Origin of the sequence: Bacillus sp. AFS018417, from assembly GCF_002560985.1 — a bacterium.
GTDB lineage: Bacteria > Bacillota > Bacilli > Bacillales > Bacillaceae_G > Bacillus_A > Bacillus_A rhizoplanae.
Window position 1 is genome coordinate 35,211 of sequence record NZ_NTTM01000006.1, and the last position, 23,406, is coordinate 58,616.

24 protein-coding genes and 1 pseudogene are annotated in these 23,406 nt (G+C 35.8%); 19 read left to right on the forward strand and 6 right to left on the reverse strand.

All coding sequences use genetic code 11. The features are described from left to right. The first annotated feature begins 1 nt into the window (after window position 1). The 10 genes from CN326_RS04060 to mnmH all read left to right on the forward strand — a co-directional run bounded on the left by CN326_RS04060 (window position 2) and on the right by mnmH (window position 8,911). Window positions 2-1,630: a pre-toxin TG domain-containing protein gene (locus CN326_RS04060; protein ID WP_098306468.1), complete on the forward strand. Its 1,629-nt coding sequence runs from the start codon at window positions 2-4 to the stop codon at window positions 1,628-1,630. Window positions 1,631-1,641: 11 nt separating this feature from the next. Next, window positions 1,642-1,968, forward strand: a complete 327-nt coding sequence (locus CN326_RS04065) for a hypothetical protein (protein WP_098306470.1) — start codon at window positions 1,642-1,644, stop codon at window positions 1,966-1,968. Between the two features lie 840 nt (window positions 1,969-2,808). Further along, window positions 2,809-3,561, forward strand: coding sequence for an enhanced serine sensitivity protein SseB (locus tag CN326_RS04075; RefSeq protein ID WP_098306474.1), 753 nt, complete (start codon window positions 2,809-2,811; stop codon window positions 3,559-3,561). A gap of 275 nt (window positions 3,562-3,836) precedes the next feature. After that, a complete protein-coding gene (locus tag CN326_RS04080; protein WP_098306476.1) occupies window positions 3,837-4,256 on the forward strand; it encodes a hypothetical protein in 420 nt (139 codons plus the stop codon). A gap of 94 nt (window positions 4,257-4,350) precedes the next feature. Then, window positions 4,351-4,827 carry a hypothetical protein gene (locus CN326_RS04085; RefSeq protein WP_098306478.1) on the forward strand — a complete coding sequence of 159 codons (477 nt, stop codon included), beginning with the start codon at window positions 4,351-4,353 and terminating at the stop codon, window positions 4,825-4,827. Window positions 4,828-5,170: 343 nt separating this feature from the next. Further along, complete coding sequence (locus CN326_RS04095; RefSeq protein WP_098306482.1) at window positions 5,171-5,437, forward strand: hypothetical protein; 267 nt, start codon at window positions 5,171-5,173, stop codon at window positions 5,435-5,437. A 13-nt stretch (window positions 5,438-5,450) separates the two neighbouring features. After that, entirely contained in the window at window positions 5,451-6,038 is a 588-nt protein-coding gene (locus CN326_RS04100) for a hypothetical protein (protein WP_141524961.1), read from the forward strand. 37 nt (window positions 6,039-6,075) lie between these two features. Then, complete coding sequence (locus CN326_RS04105; protein ID WP_098306486.1) at window positions 6,076-6,279, forward strand: hypothetical protein; 204 nt, start codon at window positions 6,076-6,078, stop codon at window positions 6,277-6,279. A 512-nt stretch (window positions 6,280-6,791) separates the two neighbouring features. Continuing rightward, the gene (gene selD, locus CN326_RS04110) at window positions 6,792-7,841 is read left to right on the forward strand and encodes a selenide, water dikinase SelD (RefSeq protein ID WP_098306488.1); all 1,050 of its coding nucleotides are present in this window, start codon (window positions 6,792-6,794) and stop codon (window positions 7,839-7,841) included. 32 nt (window positions 7,842-7,873) lie between these two features. Then, window positions 7,874-8,911 carry a tRNA 2-selenouridine(34) synthase MnmH gene (mnmH, locus tag CN326_RS04115; protein ID WP_098306490.1) on the forward strand — a complete coding sequence of 346 codons (1,038 nt, stop codon included), beginning with the start codon at window positions 7,874-7,876 and terminating at the stop codon, window positions 8,909-8,911. 170 nt (window positions 8,912-9,081) lie between these two features. Here the strand turns inward: mnmH and CN326_RS04120 are convergent, their stop codons facing one another. Continuing rightward, the gene (locus tag CN326_RS04120; RefSeq protein ID WP_098306492.1) at window positions 9,082-9,579 is read right to left on the reverse strand and encodes a CcdC protein domain-containing protein; all 498 of its coding nucleotides are present in this window, start codon (window positions 9,577-9,579) and stop codon (window positions 9,082-9,084) included. Window positions 9,580-9,757: 178 nt separating this feature from the next. Between CN326_RS04120 and CN326_RS04125 the strand changes: the two genes are divergently transcribed. After that, window positions 9,758-10,234 carry a GyrI-like domain-containing protein gene (locus CN326_RS04125; protein WP_098306494.1) on the forward strand — a complete coding sequence of 159 codons (477 nt, stop codon included), beginning with the start codon at window positions 9,758-9,760 and terminating at the stop codon, window positions 10,232-10,234. Window positions 10,235-10,358: 124 nt separating this feature from the next. Here the strand turns inward: CN326_RS04125 and CN326_RS04130 are convergent, their stop codons facing one another. After that, a complete protein-coding gene (locus CN326_RS04130) occupies window positions 10,359-12,125 on the reverse strand; it encodes a M60 family metallopeptidase (protein WP_098306496.1) in 1,767 nt (588 codons plus the stop codon). A 617-nt stretch (window positions 12,126-12,742) separates the two neighbouring features. On the opposite strand from CN326_RS04130, the gene CN326_RS04135 reads away from it, so the two are divergent. The 6 genes and pseudogenes from CN326_RS04135 to CN326_RS25535 all read left to right on the forward strand — a co-directional run. Further along, window positions 12,743-14,188, forward strand: coding sequence for an o-succinylbenzoate--CoA ligase (locus CN326_RS04135; protein ID WP_098306498.1), 1,446 nt, complete (start codon window positions 12,743-12,745; stop codon window positions 14,186-14,188). Beyond that, the gene (gene menC / locus CN326_RS04140; protein ID WP_098306500.1) at window positions 14,189-15,295 is read left to right on the forward strand and encodes an o-succinylbenzoate synthase; all 1,107 of its coding nucleotides are present in this window, start codon (window positions 14,189-14,191) and stop codon (window positions 15,293-15,295) included. A 4-nt stretch (window positions 15,296-15,299) separates the two neighbouring features. Beyond that, complete coding sequence (locus CN326_RS04145) at window positions 15,300-15,602, forward strand: nucleotidyltransferase family protein (protein WP_098306502.1); 303 nt, start codon at window positions 15,300-15,302, stop codon at window positions 15,600-15,602. A gap of 260 nt (window positions 15,603-15,862) precedes the next feature. Then, window positions 15,863-16,066, forward strand: coding sequence for a hypothetical protein (locus CN326_RS04150; protein ID WP_098306504.1), 204 nt, complete (start codon window positions 15,863-15,865; stop codon window positions 16,064-16,066). Between the two features lie 330 nt (window positions 16,067-16,396). Next, window positions 16,397-16,939 (forward strand): DUF1003 domain-containing protein, encoded by a 543-nt coding sequence (locus tag CN326_RS04155; RefSeq protein ID WP_098306506.1) that lies wholly within the window; start codon window positions 16,397-16,399, stop codon window positions 16,937-16,939. Between the two features lie 322 nt (window positions 16,940-17,261). Then, window positions 17,262-17,375: pseudogene (locus CN326_RS25535) on the forward strand (YjcZ family sporulation protein); the annotation flags it as partial. Window positions 17,376-17,505: 130 nt separating this feature from the next. On the opposite strand, the gene CN326_RS04165 reads toward CN326_RS25535, so the two are convergent. From CN326_RS04165 to CN326_RS04180, 4 genes are all read right to left on the reverse strand, one after another. Continuing rightward, window positions 17,506-19,488 (reverse strand): FtsX-like permease family protein, encoded by a 1,983-nt coding sequence (locus tag CN326_RS04165; protein ID WP_098306510.1) that lies wholly within the window; start codon window positions 19,486-19,488, stop codon window positions 17,506-17,508. Continuing rightward, entirely contained in the window at window positions 19,485-20,237 is a 753-nt protein-coding gene (locus CN326_RS04170; protein WP_098306512.1) for an ABC transporter ATP-binding protein, read from the reverse strand. The genes CN326_RS04165 and CN326_RS04170 overlap by 4 nt, the downstream gene beginning before the upstream one ends. Window positions 20,238-20,322: 85 nt before the next feature. Continuing rightward, window positions 20,323-21,333, reverse strand: coding sequence for a sensor histidine kinase (locus CN326_RS04175; protein ID WP_098306514.1), 1,011 nt, complete (start codon window positions 21,331-21,333; stop codon window positions 20,323-20,325). Between the two features lie 3 nt (window positions 21,334-21,336). Further along, window positions 21,337-22,032 (reverse strand): response regulator transcription factor, encoded by a 696-nt coding sequence (locus CN326_RS04180; protein ID WP_098306516.1) that lies wholly within the window; start codon window positions 22,030-22,032, stop codon window positions 21,337-21,339. 174 nt (window positions 22,033-22,206) lie between these two features. Between CN326_RS04180 and CN326_RS04185 the strand changes: the two genes are divergently transcribed. Together CN326_RS04185 and CN326_RS04190 are read left to right on the forward strand one after the other, a co-directional pair. Then, window positions 22,207-22,479: an autorepressor SdpR family transcription factor gene (locus CN326_RS04185; RefSeq protein ID WP_098306518.1), complete on the forward strand. Its 273-nt coding sequence runs from the start codon at window positions 22,207-22,209 to the stop codon at window positions 22,477-22,479. Next, entirely contained in the window at window positions 22,476-23,111 is a 636-nt protein-coding gene (locus CN326_RS04190) for an SdpI family protein (protein WP_098306520.1), read from the forward strand. The genes CN326_RS04185 and CN326_RS04190 overlap by 4 nt, the downstream gene beginning before the upstream one ends. Window positions 23,112-23,406 lie beyond the last annotated feature (295 nt).

The window sequence follows — 23,406 nt, forward strand, 5'->3', positions numbered from 1 at the left end:
CATGGACGTGAAGTATATCCCACAGGACTGGGAGAAAACAGAAGAGGGAATTGGTAATCTAGTTGGCCTCGGTAAGTGGGGAAAAGGGGTTATTGACAAGCTGAAAAAACTGGATGATATAGTGGAAGATGCAAAAGATTCCATAGGGGAATACGATGTTGACGGAGTCGTTCACCTTCAACATACGAGCCAAAAAAGTAAGTATCAGGATTTATATGAAGATTATGAAGTGCTCCATGATTTTAGCGAAAAAGTAGGAGAACTGATTGATACTGAAATTGATCAGCCATTTTATGAAGATATAGATGCCTTTGCACAAGCTATGCGAGATTTAACAATAGAAAAATATACAACTAGTAACACCATCGGCGCTAAAGAAACAATCGCGACGCCGATGGGAGGTTCCTATGTGCAAACGACAGAGCGCGTCAAAGATAAAATCACAGTGAATGATATCTTTACTTCCAATAATGTATTCGCCACTAATTTAAAGGCAGAATTTGAGGCGTATACGAAAGCACATCCAGAAGAGAATGTATCGTATACTACATACCAAAAGGCAGCATTAAATAGTCGGGCATTCACCTATGATTCAATTAAAGATCAGCAACAAAACAAAGAATTTTGGCGTGATATAGCAATACTAGGTACAACAATCGTATTAGCTGTTGCCACTCCGTTCTTTCCTCCAGCCGGTATCGCATTAGGTGCCCTTGTAACGAGTGTTGGGGCAATGGAACTTTCCAGCGCAGCAACGGGAAAAGACTGGATGACAGGACGAAAACTCGATACATCTGAACGTTGGCTACGCGGTGTATTGGCGTTTGTAGATGTATTACCTGCGGCAAAAGGATTACATGCCTTTGGAAATGTTACAACAGGTCTAAAAGCAGGTACTAGTACAACGACGATTAAAAACGCTTCAAAAGTAGGGCTAGAAGAAGGCGGATCTCGCTTGAAGCAGGCTGATAATCTTCTTACAGAACGGGCGCAAAATGCGAACAAATTATCAGGTGAGAAACTCGAAAACCTTGAGCTGAATATAGAGAAGAAAACACCTGTGGAAAATGCGCCAGTGTTTGAGAAGAAATCGGCGGAGTTTTTTGATGGATTGAATTTGAAGAGTGGTGCGAAGGATACGACAGAAGAAGTGCGTAATGTTGCAACTAAATATAGTTATAATATGATAGAAAATCCTGGGCCTTTAGCTGAAATGAGGGGAAATCCGGCATCAAATTTTCTAGCAGGAAAATATAATGTGAAAACTTTGGATGAAGATACAACTCTATATCGTTCAGGCAAAAAAGGAGGATTAACAATTCCAGGAGAAGAACAAAATGCGCTTGGACAGTGGTTTACAAGAGAACCAGCAGAATCAGTTGCAAAAGTGCGAATAGATTCTGCGGTTAAAGCTCAATGGATAGATCCTAAAACAGGTGTACTGACAGGTACTTCGCCATTAGAATCAACATACGCAATAAAAATTCCTAAAGGAACTACAATATATGAAGGTCCCGTTGGATATCAAGGAGGTCTTTACCTTGGTGGAGAGAATTGTAATCAAATTTTTATTTCAGAACCATGGAAGATTAATGGGGTAGAACCTTTGAGTGAAACACCAATAAAATAGGAGGCATGATAATGAGTTCAAGTAAGTTAGTAATAGATAAATTAGAAAAGCTTTTTAGTGAATTGAGTGTAATATTAGAGGAAAGTAGAAAAGGTGATATAGATTATCAGATATCTGAAGTTAGATATGTAATTAATATTTTAAATGAATGCCAAAATAATAATTATACTGATTCTGATGATGTTATAAAGGAAATAAAATTAATTCATAGTAATTTATATCCACCAAGAGGAGGATTATCTGATTTCTTTATATGGAAGGCGGATTTTAATGAACGTGTTAAAGCCAATGAGCCTTTAGGGAGAATTGGGGATGAATTGTGGGAAATGTTAAAATAATTAATTGTCAAGGAATAGAAAATAATTAACTGCGCTAAAAACTACAAATAAGCATAAAAAGAAGTTTCTAATGCGGATTGTTACGGAAAGTATGAGAAATCTTGCGGAAATTTCTTTAGATGATTAATGGTAATTTATGATAAATATATAATGGATGCTAATGATATATCTATTGGAGTTCTTCTTTATAAGTTTTAATTTAGACAAGATAGAGATAACGATTTTCTGTCCAACCGCTGATATTTGTGTCATGGGAACCCTCAAGCGTAACAATGGGAAAAGATTGGCTGACAGGCTGGAAGCTTGATACACTTGAACATTAGATGCGAAGTGCTTTCGCATTCGTAGATTATGACCTATCTTCAGTAACGTAGCAACAAGTCTAAAAGCAGGAGTCACTACAGTAAAAGGTGACTCCACAAACACTTAAATCAACTGGAACAGTTTTAAGTGGAGAAGTAGATTAAATATTGTGACCGTATAATTGACCTCTAGAGTGGATTACAGATATTCGGATAGTTTCAAGCAAATAGAGGAGGAAGTACTATAATCTATGAGCTTTTGAAACATTGTAAAAATGTTATCTTATTACTCGAACAAAATTATTCAAGACAAATTCATTATAATGGAATAATAAAAGAAATATATATTAAATTCAGTGAGATGACAGAACAAATTCAAAACAAGGAAGTTTCAAGTATCAACGTAGATTTTTTAAGTATTATACGGCAATTTGTTGATGATACAACGGAGTATAATAGTCCTGTAATAAGAGAAATTGAGAAGATAAGCAAAATATTAGATAAAATAAAAACTAGACAATGAGAGGAGGAATTGTAATTGGATATTAATCAGCCCCTTACAAATCCAGATTTAATAAGAAGTCTTGAAAAATTAAAACAAGAATATAATCAAACAAATGAATATCAATTTTTTAAGGATATTTTGGAAGCCAAATTTTTAGCACCCGTTATTATTAACCCTTCTCCAAACACCAAAGGTGGTAAAGCTATATTAAATGAAAACACAACTTTAACCTTAATTAATATTACAGATGTGAATGGAATTGATTATTTACCTGCATTTACTGATTGGGAAGAATTAAGAAAATGGAATCAGGATGACGATATTCAAACTCTTATTTTTACATTTAAAGACTACGAAAAGATTATTTTGGAAGATAATAGAGATTTAAAAGGATTTGTTTTAAATCCGTTTGGTCAAAATATTATTTTTGGTAAAGAACAAATTCAATCTGTAAATAACAGCGTTATAAAAGTTCAAAAAAATGAATCTGTTATGTTGGGAATACCTAAAGATTATCCACTTGAAATGGTAGAAGCATTGAAAAACCATTTACCTAAGTTACCCTCTGTAAAAAAAGTTTATCTTATGTTAATGATAAGAGGAGAGGTTGACAAAAGCTATTTATTAGTTGTTGATTCAAATGGAGAGTACAATAAAATCTTTGGAGAAATGGCAGAGATTGCAACTAAATATTTAAAGCTTGAGGAAAAATTAGATTTTGTTCCATTTGCTGAAGAATTTGGTAGGAATGCTGTAAAAGATCAACAGCCATTCTATAGTAAGTAAATGAAATATATTCTTTTAACCATTACAGAAAGTGCTTAAGTTATGAAATAACTTAAGCACTAATGAAAGAGTAGTAAAGATGATTACCTCCACCTCGAGTAGACAATAAATAAGAAGAGTTTTTATGGTCTTATATTCTATTAGAGAAAGGCCATGAAATCTTTTAAAATAGATATTTTCATAAATTCATCTGCTGTAGATAGGAATATAATACCTTGAATAAAGGTTAAAAAGGCAGTCAAAAACATAGAAAATAACGGTGGAGGAATAAAATAATGAATAACTTAAAACAAGGCATTTTAGAGATTAATAAAGTTTTAATCACTCCTAATTGTAGATTAAACGAAGTTATTCTGGAATTTAATAAAGATGATATCAAGATAATAAAAGTAGATGATGAAACTACGGTGGTAAGACTTTTAGCACCTGTAAAAATAGGCACTAAAAGTTTCGGGATAGGTATTTTCTTTGAAAATGAAGTGATTTGGTCTATTGATCTTAAAGTAGCTGACCCAAGTATAAATGAGTGGGATTATAAAGAAATGCTTGCGCAACATGGTGATTGGCTTGTAGAACAAATAGGACATCCAGCAGGGATATTATCAGAAAATGTATATGAGTGGGGCAAAATAACACAGTGGGATGATCCTAGATCATGTACTGCAGGTATAAGTATAGTATATTTTCAAAAATAGTATGGTGATTGAACAGAGATGACTTTGGGATTGATCCAAGGTCATCTTTTTAGAGTCAACTGAAGAATGAAGAAAAGAGAAAGCAATTAAAGGTATGCCAAAAGAAAGAAACTGGGAAGAAGATAAGGTTGAATTCGCTAAGAAAGATGACTTAAACCAATCAGAGAAAAATAGTTTAGAGAAGTGGAAGAAAGAGTCTGAAACCTCATTATCTGAAACAACGATTAATGCTCTTAGAATAGGGGTATCTGTTCTAGGAATTCTGATTCTTATATACTCACTGTTCTTCTTATTGGCGTTCACCTTTGACCGTATTACAGTAACCGAGTGGAAGGCAATGCCAACTATAACAAAAGACAGGCTATTTGTAGTAGAAGACAAAGAAGACTCAACATTTAACCAAAAGTCGTATGGTCAACCAAAAGGTATATCCATAGCAGACTTAGTTAAAATTGAGTTTTTATTAATCGGATTAAGTATCTGTTTATTAAATGGTTGGATATATGCTATTATAACGGCTATCATTCAAGGTGCAAACTCAGTTCAAAGTTACTTTAGTCAATTGTTTTAAGTAAAGGGGTATTGTGTTGAAAAATAAACGGTTTAAAACTATTTGTATTGTAGTGTTTCTAGTATGTACGTTCCTAATCATAGGTATAGGAACGTACAACGAGATACAAATCAGACAACATGGTAAGTCGAGTATAGCAGAAGTCGTAGACAAGAAAGAGTATATGTCTAAAGGGTTTAAGACTTATGAAATAGAGTACAGAGTAGATGGTGAAACTCACACAGGTAGCGTAAGTAAGAAACTTTATAAACGTTTAGACATTGGTTCTCACATTGAGGTTATAGAGTACAAAGGAAAGACTACTCTATTCGAAAGTTACGATTCAAACTGAGGGGTATGAAAAGTGAGTCATAGACGTAAGAAAAAGAAGAAACCTCTAAACTTAAGAAAATCACAAAATAAGGTAGAACCCAGTATACAAGAGGATAAACCAAAAGGGAAGAACAGTAACAAGTTAGTTGAAATCCTTATTGGTATTCTTATCTTTCCTGTTATTATATGGGCAATATTAGAAGGCTCTAAGACAACCTTTAGTAAGAAGACAACTCTTTTGATTATAAGTATTGCCATTCTCATCTTAGTAGGGGTAGTTATAATTGGAGACAAATAAAAGGGGCATTATTATGAGCGAAAAGAAGAAAATAGAGTTAGAAAAAGAAATTGATGACTTAAAAGAAACTGAAGACATAGAAGAAATTGATGAAGACGATGATGAAGACGATGATAGTGACATCATTATACTAGACAGTAAAGATGGTAGTAGAGTTTATTACGTTGACCCAGACGATTATGAAGAGGAGGAACTTAAAGACCTCGATACGATACGTGATAGATTAGATGAACTATTTGCAGAAAAGAAAAAGAAGAAAAAGAAGGCTTGGACTATCACTGGTATTATCGTTGCACTCTTTATTGGCATATCTATGCTAGAGGGGTATCAAAACGATAAACTGATTGAAAACGGTTTTGTTTATGAAGCACCTATTATAGACAAGGCAATTAAAAAGAAAAATTTCTTTTCTGTACACCCTACATTATACCTATACGTAGATGGTAGACTTGAAAGTGTATGGGTGAGTCAAGATGTATACGATAAAGCACGTAAAGATGATAAGATTCACGTTGTTGAGGTAGAAAAAGGTAAAGGTGAAATAAGAACAGACCCTAGATATGAAGAAGACGAATTATTAATAGAAAGAGAACCTGAGTAAGTTAAATAATAAGGGGTAGGAATTAGAGGTGTAAAAGTTGAAACAACGTAAAAACGTATGGAACATGATATTAAAAGTATTGTTGATTATACCTATTACAGTTGCCTTTACTTTGTATCCTCTCATGACTGAACATACTGTATCAGCAAACAATGGTGATTATAAGACTTGGAAACAGTATGAAGGTAAACGTCAAGCAACTCTAAAATCAATCTTTATTGTATATTTTGAAGTTACTTGACGTTTACGTGTATTTGGTGCTGGATTGGCTTTAATATCATCATTGTTCGGATATTTTATTTTTTTCAAAAAGAAAAAGAGTTAATTCAATATTGAATACTAAAAAACGCTCCTTTTGCTCTACTTTCAGTTCATCTATGAAACTATATTTCCCACGTTAATAAAGGGGAAATAACAAAAGAATCCTATAAATCTAATGGCACTAAAAAAGTCCATTTAAAGAGAAAAAGAAGCAAATTATCTACTATGTAGTTGATAATTTGCTTCTTTTTGTTGCATGCTCAGTTAAGCTGGATACTGCTTACTGGTGATAGGTAAGAGCCAAGCCAACTAGTAACTGATAGATAACAATGGAGAAGCCCTAAGAAAGTAATTTCTAGTAGGAGTGCAAGCGAATCCTCAGACCATAACATAAAGTGAACTGTTCATGCTTGTATATCAATAATTATCTATTTACAGCACCGTGTTCTATAATGAGTATATATAAACCTTAAGGAGAAGGGTTGGTCTTTCATGACAAAATCTAATGTAGTTAAACTTACTTCACTATCATCTAAGGGAGGCTGTGGCTGTAAAATTGGTCCAGCAGATTTAGCGCAGGTGATTCGTACACTTCCTCCAGCAATGCCAAATCCTGATTTGCTTGTGGGGCTTGATACAAGTGATGATGCGGGGGTATACCGCCTTAATGATGATTTGGCGATTGTACAAACTGTTGATTTCTTTACGCCAATCGTGGATGATCCGTATTCGTTCGGACAGGTGGCGGCAGCTAATGCCATTAGTGATATATATGCGATGGGCGGTAAGCCGCTGACTGCGCTTAATATTGTTGCTTTTCCTATTACGACATTGGATAAGCAGATTTTGGCGGATATTTTACGCGGTGCTGGTGATAAGCTTAGAGAAGCAGGAGCGACGCTTGTCGGCGGTCATTCAATCGATGATAAGGAGCCGAAATTTGGGCTTGCTGTAACTGGAATCGTTCATCCGAACAAAGTACGGACGAATGCGGGGGCGAAGCACGGGGACAAACTGATTTTGACAAAACCAATCGGTGTCGGTATTTTGACGTCTTCCATTAAGCGTAATTTGCTGAATGATGAAGAAATTTCCCATGTTACGCAGGTAATGACAACGCTGAATAAAACGGCGGCGGAAACAATGGAGTCTTACAATGTACACGCTTGTACTGATGTTACTGGATTCGGTTTGCTTGGACATGCATCGGAAATGGCTAAAGGTAGTGGTATGGGACTGCGCATTGTGAAAGATCAAGTACCAATCTTGCCTCGAGTAAGAGAGCTTGCAGAAGCGGGTGTGATTCCTGGAGGAACGAAAAATAATTTTGTTCATTTGCAAGGAGCCGTAAATTTTCCGGAGACGATGGATCAAATAGACCAATGGATTTTGTGTGATGCGGTTACATCTGGCGGACTTTTGATGTCTGTGACTGGCGAAGAGGCGGAATTACTTCTGGCGGATCTGCGGAAGGCTGGCGTGGAAGCTTGCATAATTGGTGAAGTAACAGAAGATCATCCAGGTCAAATTGTTGTTATATAAGCAATCTATATTGTAGAAAGGCGGAAAGATCAGTGTTCCAAGATATCACTATTGATGAGTTATTGGCTTTGCATGATAAAAAGGAGCTTGTGCTGATCGATGTTCGGTCACCTTCGGAATATAAGGATGCTACAATCCCTGGCAGTTTAAATATTCCACTGTTTAATGATGAGGAAAGAGCTGAAATTGGAACGATTTACAAACAAGTCAGTTTTCAAGCGGCTAAAGAACGCGGTCTTGAAGTTGTTTCGGCGAAGTTGCCGGCTTTCGTTAAGGAGTTTGGCCAAATTGATGGACAAAAGGCTGTATTTTGCTGGCGTGGGGGCATGCGCAGCGGGACGACGGCTACCGTTTTAGATTTAATGGGAATTCATGTTTATCGTCTACAGGGAGGCATCCGCGCTTATCGCAAGTGGGTTGTTGAAACTCTTGATCATCTGGAGCCCAAGCAGGAAACTTATGTTTTGAACGGTTATACGGGGTCAGGAAAGACTACTATTCTAAGACGTCTGAGAAAGGAAGGATACCCTATTCTTGATTTGGAGGGGATGGCTAACCATAGAGGTTCCATCTTCGGACAGATTGGACTTGAACCGCACAATCAGAAAACGTTCGAATCTCTTCTTGTTCAAGAGGCCCTTCATTTACAGCAAGCACCATATATGTTAGTTGAAGCGGAGAGCAAGCGAGTCGGGAAAGTAATGATCCCCGATTGTATTTTTGAGAGAAAAGAACAGGGAATACAATTATTTATTGATATGCCTGTAGAAGAACGAGTCCGACATATTTTGGAAGATTATTGCCCTTGGGAGCATCAAGAGGAATGCATTGAGGCTTTCCGAAAAATTAAAAGACGTATTCACACACCTGTCGCAACAAAGATTAACAATGATTTACAATCAGGTAATTTTGATTCAGCGGTGCAATTGTTGCTTGAACATTACTATGATCCTCTTTATGAACATACGGCGAAACACTATCCAGAGGAACGTAGGCTCACTATAAAAGTGCAGAATGTGGATGAAGCGGTGGAGGCTATTCGAGATATTCTCTCGATTCCGTTCAAGTAAATGTAAAGTAGAGAAGATGGTTCTAGTATTCTGTTAAAAAATAGTTGTAGACTGGAAAGGTGTTTTCTATACATGAAAGCACCTTTTGTTAACATAAAACCAATGTATCACAAGAACTTTAAAAGTTCCTTCAGAAGAACTGAAGGAACTTTCCATTCACATAATCAATGTTATCGGAAGTCAATGTTGTCGTTAGTTCGGATTCGACTTTTGTATAGTTGACGAAATTTGATGAAAGAAATAATCCTCCAAGGTAAGATATATCCCAGCGCTACAGTTATAAATAGTGCTGCTTCTGTCTCTGGACCTAGCCATTTGAAATAATCACGAAGTAAAAATCGAATAATAAATACGATGAGAAAGGTAATGGCAAAGCTCTTGTTTCTTACAGCATAAATATGCTGATCGGATCGGAGTTCGTAGTTAGTGGTCCAAATAAGTGGAATTGACAAAAGGAACCCAAAGATAGCTGCACAAATCCATTCCCAGACAGCGGCATGTACATTTGGATTCAGGATTATGAAAACACTAGGTAATAGTAGAAATAATATGGGTAAGAGAAGACGGGTTCCGTTTCCTTTAATAGGACGATACATTGCCCTAGTTCTACGCCATAAGACCAACGCAGCAACTATGATCACAATAGAGTAAAACGAAGAAGAATTCATAATCTCACCTCTATACATAGTGTATTTCAATTATTTATATGGGAATTACAGTGGTTGAGTACCAGTATTCGTTTTAATTGCAAAAATATAAAACTGCTTTATGAATATCATATATAGAATATTGGATTTAAACTGAAGTGATTCATGTTGAATGTTAATAAGGAGAGGAAATAAAAGAATGGAACCTAAAATAGTAAGCATTCCAGCAAAAAAAATTGTTGGGATTAAGAGAGAAACAACTTTTGCCACAGATCCCGAAGTCACAAGAGAAATATGGAAAACATTTATGCCATTAAGAAATCGTATTCCTCATAGAAGTAACTCTTGTTTCCTTTCTATAAAGGTGTTACATACACCTTTAAATATGAATGATATAAACTATGCTTATGAAAAGTGGGCTGCTGTTGAAGTTGAAGATTTTGAAATGGGGACTTCTTCGGAATTATCCACGCATACCTTAACAGGCGGCTTATATGCTGTTTTTATCCATCAAGGAACGGCATCTGATATGAGCACTTTCCAGTATATTTTTCAAGAATGGTTACCGAATTCCAATTATAGTTTAGACGTAAGGGAACATTTTGAAGTTATGGATGATCATTATCGTCCGGATGATGTAAATGCAAAAGAAGAGGTATGGATACCGATAAAATAGATTATTAAAATGAAAACGTGTACGCAAATCGAACTGATAAAGAGATAGGTGGAGAGATGAAAAAACGTTATCCTTTTCTATAATTCTATAGACAGGATAACGTCTTTTTCGTTTTTGAGATAGATTAATTTCCTAAAATATCTACTTCCGCGGCTGAGGCATATCCGTTCATTCCATTTAACACCTCTAATTTCACATATTTAGCAGATACGGGATCAAATGTTGCGAATTGTTGTTTCGTGCTATTTTCCCATGTTCCAGAAGCTGCTTTTTGATAATTAACACCATCTGTACTTGTGTAAATGTTGTAGTTTAAAATACGACCATTTGGACAGTCATCTTGTCTCGGAAGATATGCGAGCTGTGTAATGGTATGAGTATCGCCAAGGTCAATCGTTAAATTAAATGGGTATTGGTTTTGTTCGCTCCATTTACTATGCCATCTTGTATATGGATTCCCATCAATTGCATTCGTTGCAGGTTCAGGCCCTGATTCTTCACTACTTGCAACTACTTTCATGTTTTCTTTAGGTAATGTGTTTAACGGAACAGGTTTAGAATCAGTTGCTTCCCAAATAGGAGCAGTCAAAGTCGGATAATGCAAATCTTCAATTTTTTGTCTTGTTTCTTGTGAAGCTTTTAATCCCCACTTGTCAAAGAATGGAAGTAAATTTTGTTTTGCTACTTTGGATGTATTGTAAATAAATGCTTGTATTTTCTCTTCATCAGTTTGTGGAAGTTGATCATTTGGTAACTCTCGATATAGCTTGTGAAGATTTGGATAAAAATCATCACCGTATGCTAGATGAAGTTGCCAAAGCATAACAAGTTTTACAAACAAGTCATCAATATTTTTATAGTCTTTATCTGTTTGTTTTAAGTATTGAAAGGCTCTATCATAATCCCCTTCTGTTTCTAAACGTGTTGGTTGATTCGGGAATAATTGCTTTTGTGCAGCTAAAGAATATAAGTTAACTGTAACTTCAGTCATTCCTCTCAAATCATTATTCCACGTCCATGGGTATTGTTGTCTTGCGTGTCCTGCTTCATGCATTTGTCCCCATCCAAACTTATTTACATTCAAAGCACTTTCGATTGCGTTACCAGCAGTAGTAAACACGGCTCCATCCAAACTTGCATACATGCCCCAATCTGGTTTGTTTGGGTTTTCTACAAAAGCCCAAAGGCGATGAGTTGGTTGATGTAAAGGGTTAGGGTCTGTTTCAGATAACCCTGATATCTTATCTTGTGCTCGAATCATTTCATCATATTTCTCTAGTAGGGGAACAGGGTCTTGATCTACGATATATTTTCTAGCACTATCTTGAGTAACAGTAAGTACTGCTTTCTCTGATTTTAGTTGGACGGCATGCGCATCTGGGTATGCATTCATCATCGCAATCCAGTCTTCTTTCGTATGCTTCCCTAATTCAAAAAATGGAATAGGACTTCCACCTTGTGCCACTTTCACGTGAATTGTTCCTGTATTTTGATAGTTATCCAATCCTAATAAACCACCATTTGGAGAGGAAATGGTATTAGAGCCGGGAGAAAGATCCATTTCTTTACCCCATTCTTTATCGTATTGATGTGTACCAATAATAGCTCTAATTGGTTGTGATCCTGATACTTCAATTGTAACTTGTTCATTCGGTTTTACATAGATCCCGGTTGGAGTAAATGTTTTTTGCTGTGCTCTTCTTTCTCTTTTTGCTTCATCCCAATAACTTCCTGTACCTGGAAGATCAAATTCTCTCTGTTCATATTGAGTTGCGGTTTGCGTAGCAGCTGTTTCAGCATGAACAACGACATGATTTGTCATGATAGGAGCAAATAATGTAGTTGTTAAGATAGCAGAAGTTGCAAATACTTTTATTGATTTTTGTAACATATGAGGCCTCCTTTTTTTTACAAGAATCATTTCTTGCATTTTAAATCTATTTTACTTATCAAAAATAGGGTTGTATATATAATTTGTATATTTTTATAGTTAAATTTAAATGGTGATTTTTTAATCTAATATATACAAAAAGAACCTTAAAAAGGTTCTTTTTGTCGGGCATAAAATAAAAAGGGGAGGGGAGCTTACAATCACACAATGTTGGTATTGGAGTTTGAAAATTCAGTCTATTATAGGAGCAACATTCCCAACATCTATATGATTATTATTTATAATAACAGTAAAATTAAAAAATAACAACAAAAAAACTGAATTTTTTTCTTTTTTCGACATTTTTTTACATGTATCCCACATTAACTGTCAGTAAGACTTCCAACTCAAGATTCAGATGGAAGTTTCTCTTTATGTACTGAGCAATCGTTTGCTATTCAAGAAAATAATACAGAATAATTTGTTGCAGCATATGAAACAGACAAAGAGTTCCTATTTGATATAAAAGCAAGAGATAGATAAGATGGAAATAAAGCAACACTAGTTACAAGTAAAGAAATAGGTCAGAAGTAAAAGAAGTTATGTTAGTCTTCTATTCTGTGAAGGGAGAATATGATATGAAGAGAATGCCAAATTGGCTTATGCAAAGAGCTTTTTTAACACCGGAGCGTACCGCGATTGAAACGAAAGAAAGTACACATACGTTTTTGCAGCTTCATGAAGAAGTTCTTTCACTTTGTGAGCATCTTGCTTATTTACAAGTGCAAAAAGGTACAAAAGTGGCTGTTCTGATGAAAAATAGTATGGAGATGGTAATAACGATTCATGCCCTTTCTTATATGGGTGCAGTAGCCGTATTGCTGAATACACGTCTTTCAAGAGAAGAGCTACTTTGGCAAATGAAGGATGCGGAAGTTTCTTGTTTGCTTACGGATGAAGATTTCGAGGCAGAGCGAGTACCGGTATACTTGTTTACAGAACTTACGGCATTGCCAAAACAAAAAGTAACTGTGCAGAATGAGTTTGTTTTAGAAGATACAATGACAGTTATTTATACGTCAGGTACAACAGGAAAGCCAAAGGGCGTTATGCTTACGTACGGGAATCATTGGTGGAGTGCAGTTGGTTCTTCTTTGAATTTAGGACTTCGTGAGGATGATTGCTGGTTAGCGTGTTTGCCGTGTTTCCATGTAGGCGGGTTATCACTTTTAATGAAGAATATTATGTACGGTATGAGGGTGTTACTTGTTCCGAAGTATGATCCGGATTTTATTCATGAAGCGCTGCAAACGAGAGGCGTAACGATGATTTCGGTCGTATCTAAAATGCTGACGGATTTATTAGAAAGGTTGCAAGAAGATACTTATCCAACGTCTCTTCGCTGCGTATTACTTGGCGGAGGACCAGCTCCAAGGCCGTTGTTAGAAACGTGCGTTGCAAAAGGAATTCCAGTGTATCAGACGTACGGTATGACAGAAACATCTTCGCAAATTTGCACATTGGCTGCTGATTATATGCTAACGAAAGTTGGTTCGGCCGGAAAAACATTGTTTCCATGTCAGCTTCGCATTGAACAAGATGGAAGAGAAGCTGGGGTAGGAACTGCCGGGGAAATTGTTGTGAAGGGGCCAAATGTAACGGGTGGTTATTTTAAGCGTGAAGAGGCGACGAGAGAGAGTATTCAAGACGGCTGGCTGCATACTGGAGATATTGGCTATTTAGATGAAGATGGCTTTCTTTATGTGTTAGATCGCCGTAGTGATTTAATTATTTCAGGCGGAGAGAACATATATCCAGCGCAAATTGAGGAAGTCTTGCTTGTACATCCGGCTGTTTCGGAAGCGGGAGTAGTTGGAGCAAATGATGAAAGATGGGGACAAGTTCCTGTCGCATTCGTTGTGAAATCAGAAGAGGTAACAGCGGAAGAGCTACTCGCTTTTTGTGAAGATAAACTAGCGCGGTATAAAGTGCCAAAAGCGATTTATTTTCTTTCTGAGTTGCCGCGCAATGCTTCAAAAAAATTATTGCGCCGTGAACTGCGGCAGCTGGTGGAGGAAATGTAAATGCGTATTACAAAAGCAATACTTTACCTAACAGAAATGCCGCTCGTTATTCCATTTGCTGCAAGTTACGGGACGTATGAAAAGCGTGAAAGTATTGTAATTGAATTAATAGATGAAGAAGGACGAAGCGGATGGGGAGAAGTGGTTGCTTTTTCTGAGCCATGGTATACAGAAGAAACAGTTGTAACAGCATTTCATATGCTGCAAGATTTTTTGTTGCCAGTGTTATTTGAACAGCAGCTGTCACACCCTGCTGATGTCGTATCTCTTTTTCAGCATATAAAACGTAATAATATGGCGAAAGCAGGCATAGAAGGCGCATTATGGGATTTGTATGCAAAGCGTGAGAATCAATCGCTTGCTGCGCTGCTTGGCGGTGTAAAACGAGAAATTGAAGTTGGGGTTGTCATTGGCCTTGATACAGTTCCAAACATGTTAAAACGTATTGAAACGTATGGAGAAGAAGGCTATAAACGTTTTAAAGTGAAAATCAAACCAGATAATGATTATGCGTTGCTTCATGAAATACGAAGAGCGTTTCCTACTATTCCATTAATGGTAGATGCGAATTCTGCGTATACATTAGATGATATGAAGCAATTGCGGCGATTGGATGAGTTTGATTTAATGATGATCGAACAGCCGCTAGCAGATAACGATTTTCTTGATCATGCCCGTTTGCAAAAGCAAATGGAAACACCGATTTGTTTAGATGAAAGCATTCATTGCTTAGAAGACGCAAGGGTAGCGATTACACTTGAAAGCTGCCGTATTATTAACATAAAACCTGGACGAGTTGGCGGATTAACAGAGTCCATTCGCATTCATGATTATTGTCAGCAGCATGGTATTCCAGTTTGGTGCGGGGGCATGGTAGAAATGGGAATTTCACGTGCACAAAATATTGCGTTAGCATCTCTTCCAAACTTTACAATTCCAGGCGATATTTCAGCTTCAAACAGGCATTGGAAGCAAGATATTATTTCACCGGAAGTAACGCTGAAAAATGGAAAAATTGTTATTCCGCAGCAAGCAGGGTTTGGTTATGACATAAACCGGGCAAGACTAGAAGAGATAACGAAACAATGTATTGTATGTGAGAGGTGAACATATGCAAAAGCATGAAAAGGAGCTGCGCTATATACAAACTCGTTTATTAAACACACCGTTTGTGAAAGTGGCGTACATCTTCGGATCTCATGCAAGAAAAGAAGCAACATCTTCTTCAGATTATGATATTGCAATTGAGACAACACATATTTCAGTAGGTGAGTTTCAATGGCTTTGGTTTCAATTGATGGAGGAGCTGGACGGGACAGGTAAAGTGGATGCAGTTCATTTGAATACATTGTCTAATAGCGAACTGAAGCGTCATATTTTACGAGAAGGAAAGTTGTTTGCACAGCGGATATGAAGATTTTCAAAGAGAAAAAGGCTCTCCTTCGTACGTAAGGGGTGAGCCTTTTCATTTACTTTCGATAACTATGTAAAACATATATGCATATGATATTCAAAAGGGATTTGATTTTTTAAATGGGAGTATCTTAGTAAAAGAGAAAAATCCTATAAGTATCCTATCAAAAAATATTATAAAAGGTGTGAATTGAGCTGTTTTGGATACAGTAATATTAGAATTTGTTCATTTGAAATTTATAATAAGGGAGAATTTTAATAATGAACAAAGATAGTATGCAGTTTAAAGAACTACAGCAAGCTGATTCTACGGAAGACCCAAAATATAAAGAAAAAGTACCTTGGAAGTTAGGAAGACATCTAAAAGATAAGCACATAGAGAAGTTAAGTACATTAATAACAGATTATCATCAATGTATGTTTCAGTTATTAAATGATAAGGGTACTCATACAAAGCAAGATTGAAGTATATAAGCCACTTATGATTTGGGCTATGATAATGAAATACTAGTCACATAAATTTTTTATATAAAAATGTAAGATAATAAAGTGTATTTTCTCAACAATCGCATAGTCATAAGGAATACACTAGCATATAATGATAAAGGATTTTGAGAAAAAAGTGAGGTGGAACTGTTTTATGAGTAATCCGAGTATAGGAGAGTCGGACATGGCCCCGACGTCTGAGGAAGTCATACAACTGAATATCCGAAGCGGGTTACTGTGTAAAAATAGTTACCGCTTCATATAAACTTTGGAAAAATGGCTTCCTCTATAAGAGAGGAGGTTTGTACAATGGTACAAAAAATCTGGAAGCAAATTAAAGGACAAAAACAAGAAACTACGAAAATCCAAGGTTTTGATATTGACTTAAACCAAGAAAGCTTAACACGTATTGACCGACTTGTAGATCGCTACGAGTCAGAAATACTTCACCAGCTTGATAGTGAATACACACAACGAACAAAGTGGGCAGACCGAATAGCTGATAAAATTGCACAGTTTGGCGGTAGCTGGCGATTCATCATCTGGTTTGCATGTTTTCTTGCTGGATGGATTATTTGGAATGGCCTGCCTATCACAAAAGGAGCACACTTTGATGCCCCGCCGTTTATTTTATTGAACTTATGTTTATCTTTTATAGCGGCATTTCAAGCACCCGTTATTATGATGAGCCAAAACCGTCAAGCTGCACGTGACAAACATGAATCTGTTATTGACTTTGCGATTAATTATAAAGCAGAGCAAGAGATTGATAATATGCAAAGCCGCTTACACAATATAGAAAGCGAATTAGCGGAAATTAAAGAGCTGTTGAAACAATTAAAAAAAGAATAAATATATTACCTTTTAAAAGAGTAAAAGCTAATCATTTACAGGATATAAGTAGATGATTAGCTTTTTTGCATTTTATCCCGCATGAACGGGCAAGTAAGCCCCTCGCCTTAAAAGTGGGTAAGATAGATAGGTGGGGGATGAAAAAAGCACTGATGGAAGTTTCACTTTATGCAGGATAGATTAGAAAATCAATCTCGTTTGGAAACAAGCCTGATTTTGAAAAGAACAAGCTCTTATTCCCATTCGGAACATAGGATAAATGGAATCCACTTGAAAGGATCCCACAAATGAAAAGGATTTTTATTAAAGGAGGAATAGAGTAATGAGTGAAAGTTGTGATCATGGACATGGGCATGGGTTTCGTCATCACGGCAGTGGCTTTGCGCTTGTAATCGTATTGTTTATTTTATTAATCATCATTGGTGCTGCTTGCTTCTGTGGCGGCGGCGGCTTTGGCTACGGCGGTGGCTATGGCGGCTTTGGCTACGGCGGTTATGGTGGTTTTGGCTGCTAATAAGTTAAAAACTATTGAAAATAGCCTTGTGCTCTGCACAAGGCTATTTTATTCACAGTTTAATATGTTGTGATAACTTTTGAATGTAAAATGAGCGAATTAGGAAAAAGGAAATGACTTCGACTATTCCAAAGAGGCTTAATACTAACATAGCTTCTTTTGTTAAAGAGAAAGAGAGTGTACTTTGTATAAATTTAATTGCAAATATTGTATGAATAGAAGCAATAATATAAGGAACGAAAAATAGTATTGCTAATTGAATTGTTGCCGAACATATCATTTCAGACTTTGTTAATCCGATTTTTGTAATCGTCTTATATTTTTCTGCTTCTCTCGTTAAATCAGTATACATACGGAAGTACAGAACGCTTCCTGCTCCGATAAAGAAAATAATTCCAAGAAATGTACCAGTGAAGAGGTAAGCAACATTCCATCGCTTTTCTGCATATAATTCATCGCTGGCAGTATAAATATGAAAGAAACTTTTCTGGTCATGCTTCGTTTGCTGATCTGGATTTGGAAGTAAACTATGTGCATCGGCATCGGTCATATGCAATATGCGCTTTGTAAGCGGAAGCGTATTTTCCCAATTATCCACTTGGAAATTATAAAGTGTAATTGGTTCGAGGTGTGGAATTTCGTTGTTTACAGCCTCATCCGACAGTACGATAAGATATACCCAAGCATGTTGCGGTATAATTGGCTTGTTTGCTATTTCTTTTATACGAAATTGTTTTTTATTAGATTGTAACGTAATATTTTCTTGCTTAAGAAAAGGATTTGTTAACAATTCTAATGTTACAGGCGAATATTTTGGAATAACATATGTTTCGTTGTTAGCTAGTTGAATTTGAGAACGATTTAGAAATTTAGCAAGAATATTATAGTCGCTTTGTTTCATAATCCAAATATCTTCGTTAGCTGCCATATCTTTATATACAACTGATTTATGCTTTTGATATGTAAATTTGTCTGTCATTAATTCATTTTCTAGTGTTGTAATATGCTTCGTTTCAAATGGATTCCCTTCGTAAGATGCGTAAGTAAATGGAAAAGGAAATGATTCAGTTATAGAAGTCTTTGTGTGTTTATTAAGAGCGTATAATGTTGTAATAGTGGTAAAAGCAACTGCAGATAACACTGTTACAATGAAAAGCATATTAATATTGACACGAACTCGTGATGCCAAATCGGATATCCAAAGCATATTTGTTTTTTTCATATAAAAGCGTCGTCGCTTTTTTAATATCCAAATGAACAGGAAGCTAGCTTGTGAGAATAGAAAGTATGTCCCAACTATAACAAGAGGAATAATGGCTAAGATAATGAGTACACCAACTCCATTTGTTAAGCTTTCTTCTGTTATATAACTTTGTGGATAAGCCGCAAAAATATAACCTGAAAGTAAACACAGTAAACTAAAAATTGAAATGACAATGGAAGGCAGTTTTTCCTTCTTTGTACGAATTCCTCCTTTTAGAAGACGAGTTACTTTCCGTGTTCGAATTAAAGCAGGTGTAAAGACTGATACAATAATAAAAAGGATGAGAAATGTTGTTACAGTTGTCCAAATTGCTTCTGATGGCCAATATAAATAAAGGCCGTTAACACCTGAGATCTTTGAGGTGATTAATAAGAAAAAGTTAGAAAACACAAGGCCAACTTGAATGCCTACAAAAATAGAAAGCAATCCGATCAGCATGTTTTCTAAGAAAATAAGTCGTTTCAGTTGTTTGTTTGAAATACCTAAAATCGTTAAAACACCAAACTGCTTATTACGTACTTTTAAAAACGCTCCGATGGAGTACAACAAAAAGAAAAAAGAAAACAGTACAATTACAACTTGGGTAAAGCCAACTAAATTCATAAGAGGCCCGGTATCTTTGTAGTCTTGTATATTTTGCAGGCGTGGATGATATCGGTACACAGCAAATGAAAAGAAGACCGTAATGGAAAAAGAACTACTTAAAAAATAAGCAAAATAAGCTCTTGAATTACGGACGACATTTTTTAAAGCAAATTGCCAAAACTTCATCCACGTCTTCCTCCTAGTAAAGCTAATACATCTAATATTTCTTGATAGAACTTTTCACGGTGGAGGCCGCGATGCAGTTCATTGTAAAGCTCACCATCTTTAATAAAAATAACGCGACTGCAATAACTAGCTGCAAATGGGTCATGTGTCACCATTAAAATAGTAGCCCGTTCCTCTTTATTTAACTTCGTAAATAACTCCATTACATCGATAGCTGCTTTAGAATCTAAGTTTCCTGTTGGTTCATCAGCAAGCAATAAAGATGGCTGATGAATAACAGCACGGGCTACTGCCGTACGCTGTGCTTGTCCTCCTGAAATTTCAAAAATTCGTTTATTTAAAATGTGATTGATTCCGAGTTTGTTTGAAATTGTATCTAGCTTCTCATCCATTTCAGAAAGTGGAACATTATCTAACGTTAATGGCAGAATGATGTTTTCACCAATTGTTAACGTATCTAATAAATTAAAGCTTTGAAACACAAATCCTAACTCTTGCCGGCGAAACACAGCTAATTTTTCATTGCGAAACGTATGCGGCTGTTTTCCATTAATAAATACTTCTCCTGATGTAGGAGAATCAATTGTCGAAATGACATTTAATAAAGTTGACTTGCCGCTCCCCGACGGGCCCATAATGGCAACAAATTCGCCTTTATCCACGTGTAAATTAATATTTTTTAAAGCGGTATGAGGGACTTTTCCCTCATATACTTTCGATACATTTTTAATATGTAGTACTTCGTCCATATGTAAATCACCTTTCTAACTATGCTTATCTTTCATTACAGTTTCATATGGCATATATAGTGAACGAATGAATGGAAAAAGAGAATTACCCTTCATACTCTTCTGTTTTGTTTATTACAGCGTTATGGAAAATAATTTTGATACTTGTACCTTTTCCAACTTCAGATTCTAATTTTATAGAATGACCTAAATAAGAACAAATTTTGCTAACAATATATAACCCCATACCAGTAGACTCTCCAAATATTCGTCCATTTTTTCCAGTATAAAACGGTTCAAACACACGGCGAATATCTTCTTCCGGAATTCCGACACCTTCATCCCGAACTTCAAAAACAATATCTTTTCCACTTTGAGAAGCAGATAAGAATACTTTTTTTCCTCTTTCTCCTGAATAGCGCACGGCATTTGTCATTAATTGATAAATAATGAATTTTAACCATTTCGCATCAGAAGTAACCATTAAATCAGAATGTACTTCTAGAACAGGAAAGACACCGCTTCTAATAAACAGTTCTTTTAAGTTATTTATATTTTTCGTTACCGCATCTTTTAATGAAATGGTTTCCACGTGGAAATCTTCATGGAAGTTCGTTAACCGTGCCATATATAATGCCATATCCAGTCCTTGATTTAATCTCTCTAGCTCTTTTTTAAACTTCGGAATGAGATGTTCGTCTTCCATTTCAAGCGCCATCAGCTGCATAACAGAAACGGGTGTTTTCATTTGATGAACCCATTGATTAATAAACATTTGATGTTCTTGCTGTTTGACTTCATATGTTTGCAATTCTTTCTGAAATAGACGATATTGTGTACGAACAAGTTCATTTACGCTATGCGGCATAGGGGCAGTTGCTCGTTCGATGAACGCATCTTCCATTTTTTCAGGTGGTTCACTTAGTCTTTTATACAACCTGCGATTCCGAACGTAGCGGTAAGCAAGAAAGCAGATGAATAGATACATACTTAACACAATAAAATAAAATTTATTGTTTTGAAATCCATCAACGGCATCATACAAAGCGAAGATGATGACAAAGTTTACAATATAAAGAAGTAAAAAACCAACATGATCACGTAAAAATAACTTCATGATTTATTCACTCCAAGTTGTGTTAAAGCGATAGCCTAAGCCGCGTACTGTTTCAATGGCATTTTCAATTCCAAGTTCAGTGAATTTTTTCCGAAGACGCGTAATATTTACGTTTAATGTATTTTCTTCAACAAAACTTTCATCATCCCAAAGGGCAGAGAGTAAATCTTCTCGGTTTGCTGTACGAGGATATTTTGATAGGAGCATTTCTGCTAGAATTGCTTCTTTCTTTGTTAGTAATACTTGCTCATTTCTAAAATGAAGCTCTGGTCGTTCAGGATATAGTTTTAATCCTTCCACTTCAACAATACGTTCTGACATACTTGGTGCATAGTCACCATAAATGCGGCGTAATTGCCCTTTAATTTTTGCCATTACTACATCATAGTGGAATGGCTTTGTAATATAATCATCCGCACCGCTTTCAATCGCCATAATTTGCTCCATTTCACCAGCACGAGCTGAAATGAAAACAATTGGACAAGTGGATTCGTGACGAATTTGACGACACCAGTAGAAGCCATCGAATTTCGGTAAATTTACATCTAATAGAACAAGGTGTGGTTTCACATTGTTAAATGAAATCATAATATCATCAAAGTTATCAGCAACAATTGCTTCGTAACCGTATTTTTGAATGTGAGATTGTAGTAAAGATGAAATATTAGGATCGTCTTCTACAATTAAAATTTTGTACATATGGAAAATCCTCCTCTAACTTTGTGTATGTATAGTGTAACATGTGTTTTCTCAGTTTTCATTATGTCAAAATCATACCTATTATACAGTGTGAATGAAATTGACAGATTCGAAAAATGAATTAAATATTTAGATAAATATCTAAATATTTAATTAGTGAAAGGAAGAAGAACATTGAACCAAGCATTTAAAGCGTTAGCAGATCCGACAAGGCGCAAAATTTTAGACTTATTAAAAGAAGGTGATTTGACAGCGGGGGAAATTGCAGAGCATTTTAATATGACTAAACCGAGTATATCCCATCACTTAAATGCGCTCAAAAACGCAGAGCTCATTCAAGATGAAAAAAGAGGACAGTTTGTGGTGTATTCATTAAACACGACTGTTTTTCAAGATTTATTAACTTGGGTGTTTACGTTTACGAATAAAGGGGGAGAAACGAAATGAAGAAACACATTTTTGCCATTATACTTATTAGCATAACAATATTTGCTTGGATTATCTCTTGGCCGCACCTTCCTAATACAATCGCTACACATTGGAGCGGCGGCACCGCAGATGGCTATTCTTCTAAACTAAATGGAATGTTGTCGATGGTTGGGGTTATGATTGGAACTTATATATTACTCAATGTTGTTCCAAAGATTGATCCCAAGAAAGACAATTATAAAAAATTCTCGAAAGGTTTTACGATGATCACGTATAGTATCCTCGTTGTATTGTTTATTGGAAACATGGATATCATTGCGACTGGCTTGGGCTATGATTTACCAATAAATCGTATTTCAGAATTGATTGTTGGTATTTTATTTTTAGTGATTGGTAACTATTTACCCCAGTGTAAACCGAATTTCTTCGTTGGGATTCGAACTCCATGGACATTGAGTAACGAAGAAGTATGGCGGAAAACACATCGTTTTAGTGGAAAAGTATTTATTATTTTAGGTATTATCATGTGCTTAAGCATTTTTGCTCCTGTTCATTGGAGATCATATATCGTACTGACTGTCGTTTTGATTGGAGTGGTAATCACAATGCTATATTCATATTTTGCTTATAAGAAAGAGATGAAAGTATAAAAAGAAGGTTCTTTTCCAAAGGGAAGATATTTATATTAATATATAGATAAAATATTATTGTGTAATAATTCTTTTAGGATAGGCTTATAATACAGCCCTTATATCAGCAATCTATTTATTATATATTATGAAAACGGTCAAAAAGAAAAAAGCCACTCTTCCATTGAGAAGAGTGGCTTTTTTCTAATCTTACATAAATGTAATGTTTATGTAAGAGAAATAGATAGTGTGGCATTAGTGGCGGTGTTATAGTAACAAAATACTTAATAAAATCATTTTAATATAATTTTTATAG

Excerpts from the sequence above, each read along its gene's own strand:
- CN326_RS04085 (WP_098306478.1), top strand. The coding sequence starts at position 4,351 with ATGCCAAAAGAAAGAAACTGGGAAGAAGATAAGGTTGAATTCGCTAAG.
- CN326_RS04125 (WP_098306494.1), top strand. The coding sequence starts at position 9,758 with ATGGAACCTAAAATAGTAAGCATTCCAGCAAAAAAAATTGTTGGGATT.
- CN326_RS04065 (WP_098306470.1), top strand. The coding sequence starts at position 1,642 with ATGAGTTCAAGTAAGTTAGTAATAGATAAATTAGAAAAGCTTTTTAGT.
- CN326_RS04170 (WP_098306512.1), bottom strand. The coding sequence starts at position 20,237 with ATGGACGAAGTACTACATATTAAAAATGTATCGAAAGTATATGAGGGA.
- CN326_RS04155 (WP_098306506.1), top strand. The coding sequence starts at position 16,397 with ATGGTACAAAAAATCTGGAAGCAAATTAAAGGACAAAAACAAGAAACT.
- CN326_RS04080 (WP_098306476.1), top strand. The coding sequence starts at position 3,837 with ATGAATAACTTAAAACAAGGCATTTTAGAGATTAATAAAGTTTTAATC.
- selD (WP_098306488.1), top strand. The coding sequence starts at position 6,792 with ATGACAAAATCTAATGTAGTTAAACTTACTTCACTATCATCTAAGGGA.
- CN326_RS04165 (WP_098306510.1), bottom strand. The coding sequence starts at position 19,488 with ATGAAGTTTTGGCAATTTGCTTTAAAAAATGTCGTCCGTAATTCAAGA.
- CN326_RS04130 (WP_098306496.1), bottom strand. The coding sequence starts at position 12,125 with ATGTTACAAAAATCAATAAAAGTATTTGCAACTTCTGCTATCTTAACA.
- CN326_RS04180 (WP_098306516.1), bottom strand. The coding sequence starts at position 22,032 with ATGTACAAAATTTTAATTGTAGAAGACGATCCTAATATTTCATCTTTA.
- CN326_RS04100 (WP_141524961.1), top strand. The coding sequence starts at position 5,451 with ATGAGCGAAAAGAAGAAAATAGAGTTAGAAAAAGAAATTGATGACTTA.
- CN326_RS04060 (WP_098306468.1), top strand. The coding sequence starts at position 2 with ATGGACGTGAAGTATATCCCACAGGACTGGGAGAAAACAGAAGAGGGA.
- CN326_RS04120 (WP_098306492.1), bottom strand. The coding sequence starts at position 9,579 with ATGAATTCTTCTTCGTTTTACTCTATTGTGATCATAGTTGCTGCGTTG.
- CN326_RS04150 (WP_098306504.1), top strand. The coding sequence starts at position 15,863 with ATGAACAAAGATAGTATGCAGTTTAAAGAACTACAGCAAGCTGATTCT.
- menC (WP_098306500.1), top strand. The coding sequence starts at position 14,189 with ATGCGTATTACAAAAGCAATACTTTACCTAACAGAAATGCCGCTCGTT.
- CN326_RS04145 (WP_098306502.1), top strand. The coding sequence starts at position 15,300 with ATGCAAAAGCATGAAAAGGAGCTGCGCTATATACAAACTCGTTTATTA.
- CN326_RS04135 (WP_098306498.1), top strand. The coding sequence starts at position 12,743 with ATGAAGAGAATGCCAAATTGGCTTATGCAAAGAGCTTTTTTAACACCG.
- CN326_RS04190 (WP_098306520.1), top strand. The coding sequence starts at position 22,476 with ATGAAGAAACACATTTTTGCCATTATACTTATTAGCATAACAATATTT.
- CN326_RS04175 (WP_098306514.1), bottom strand. The coding sequence starts at position 21,333 with ATGAAGTTATTTTTACGTGATCATGTTGGTTTTTTACTTCTTTATATT.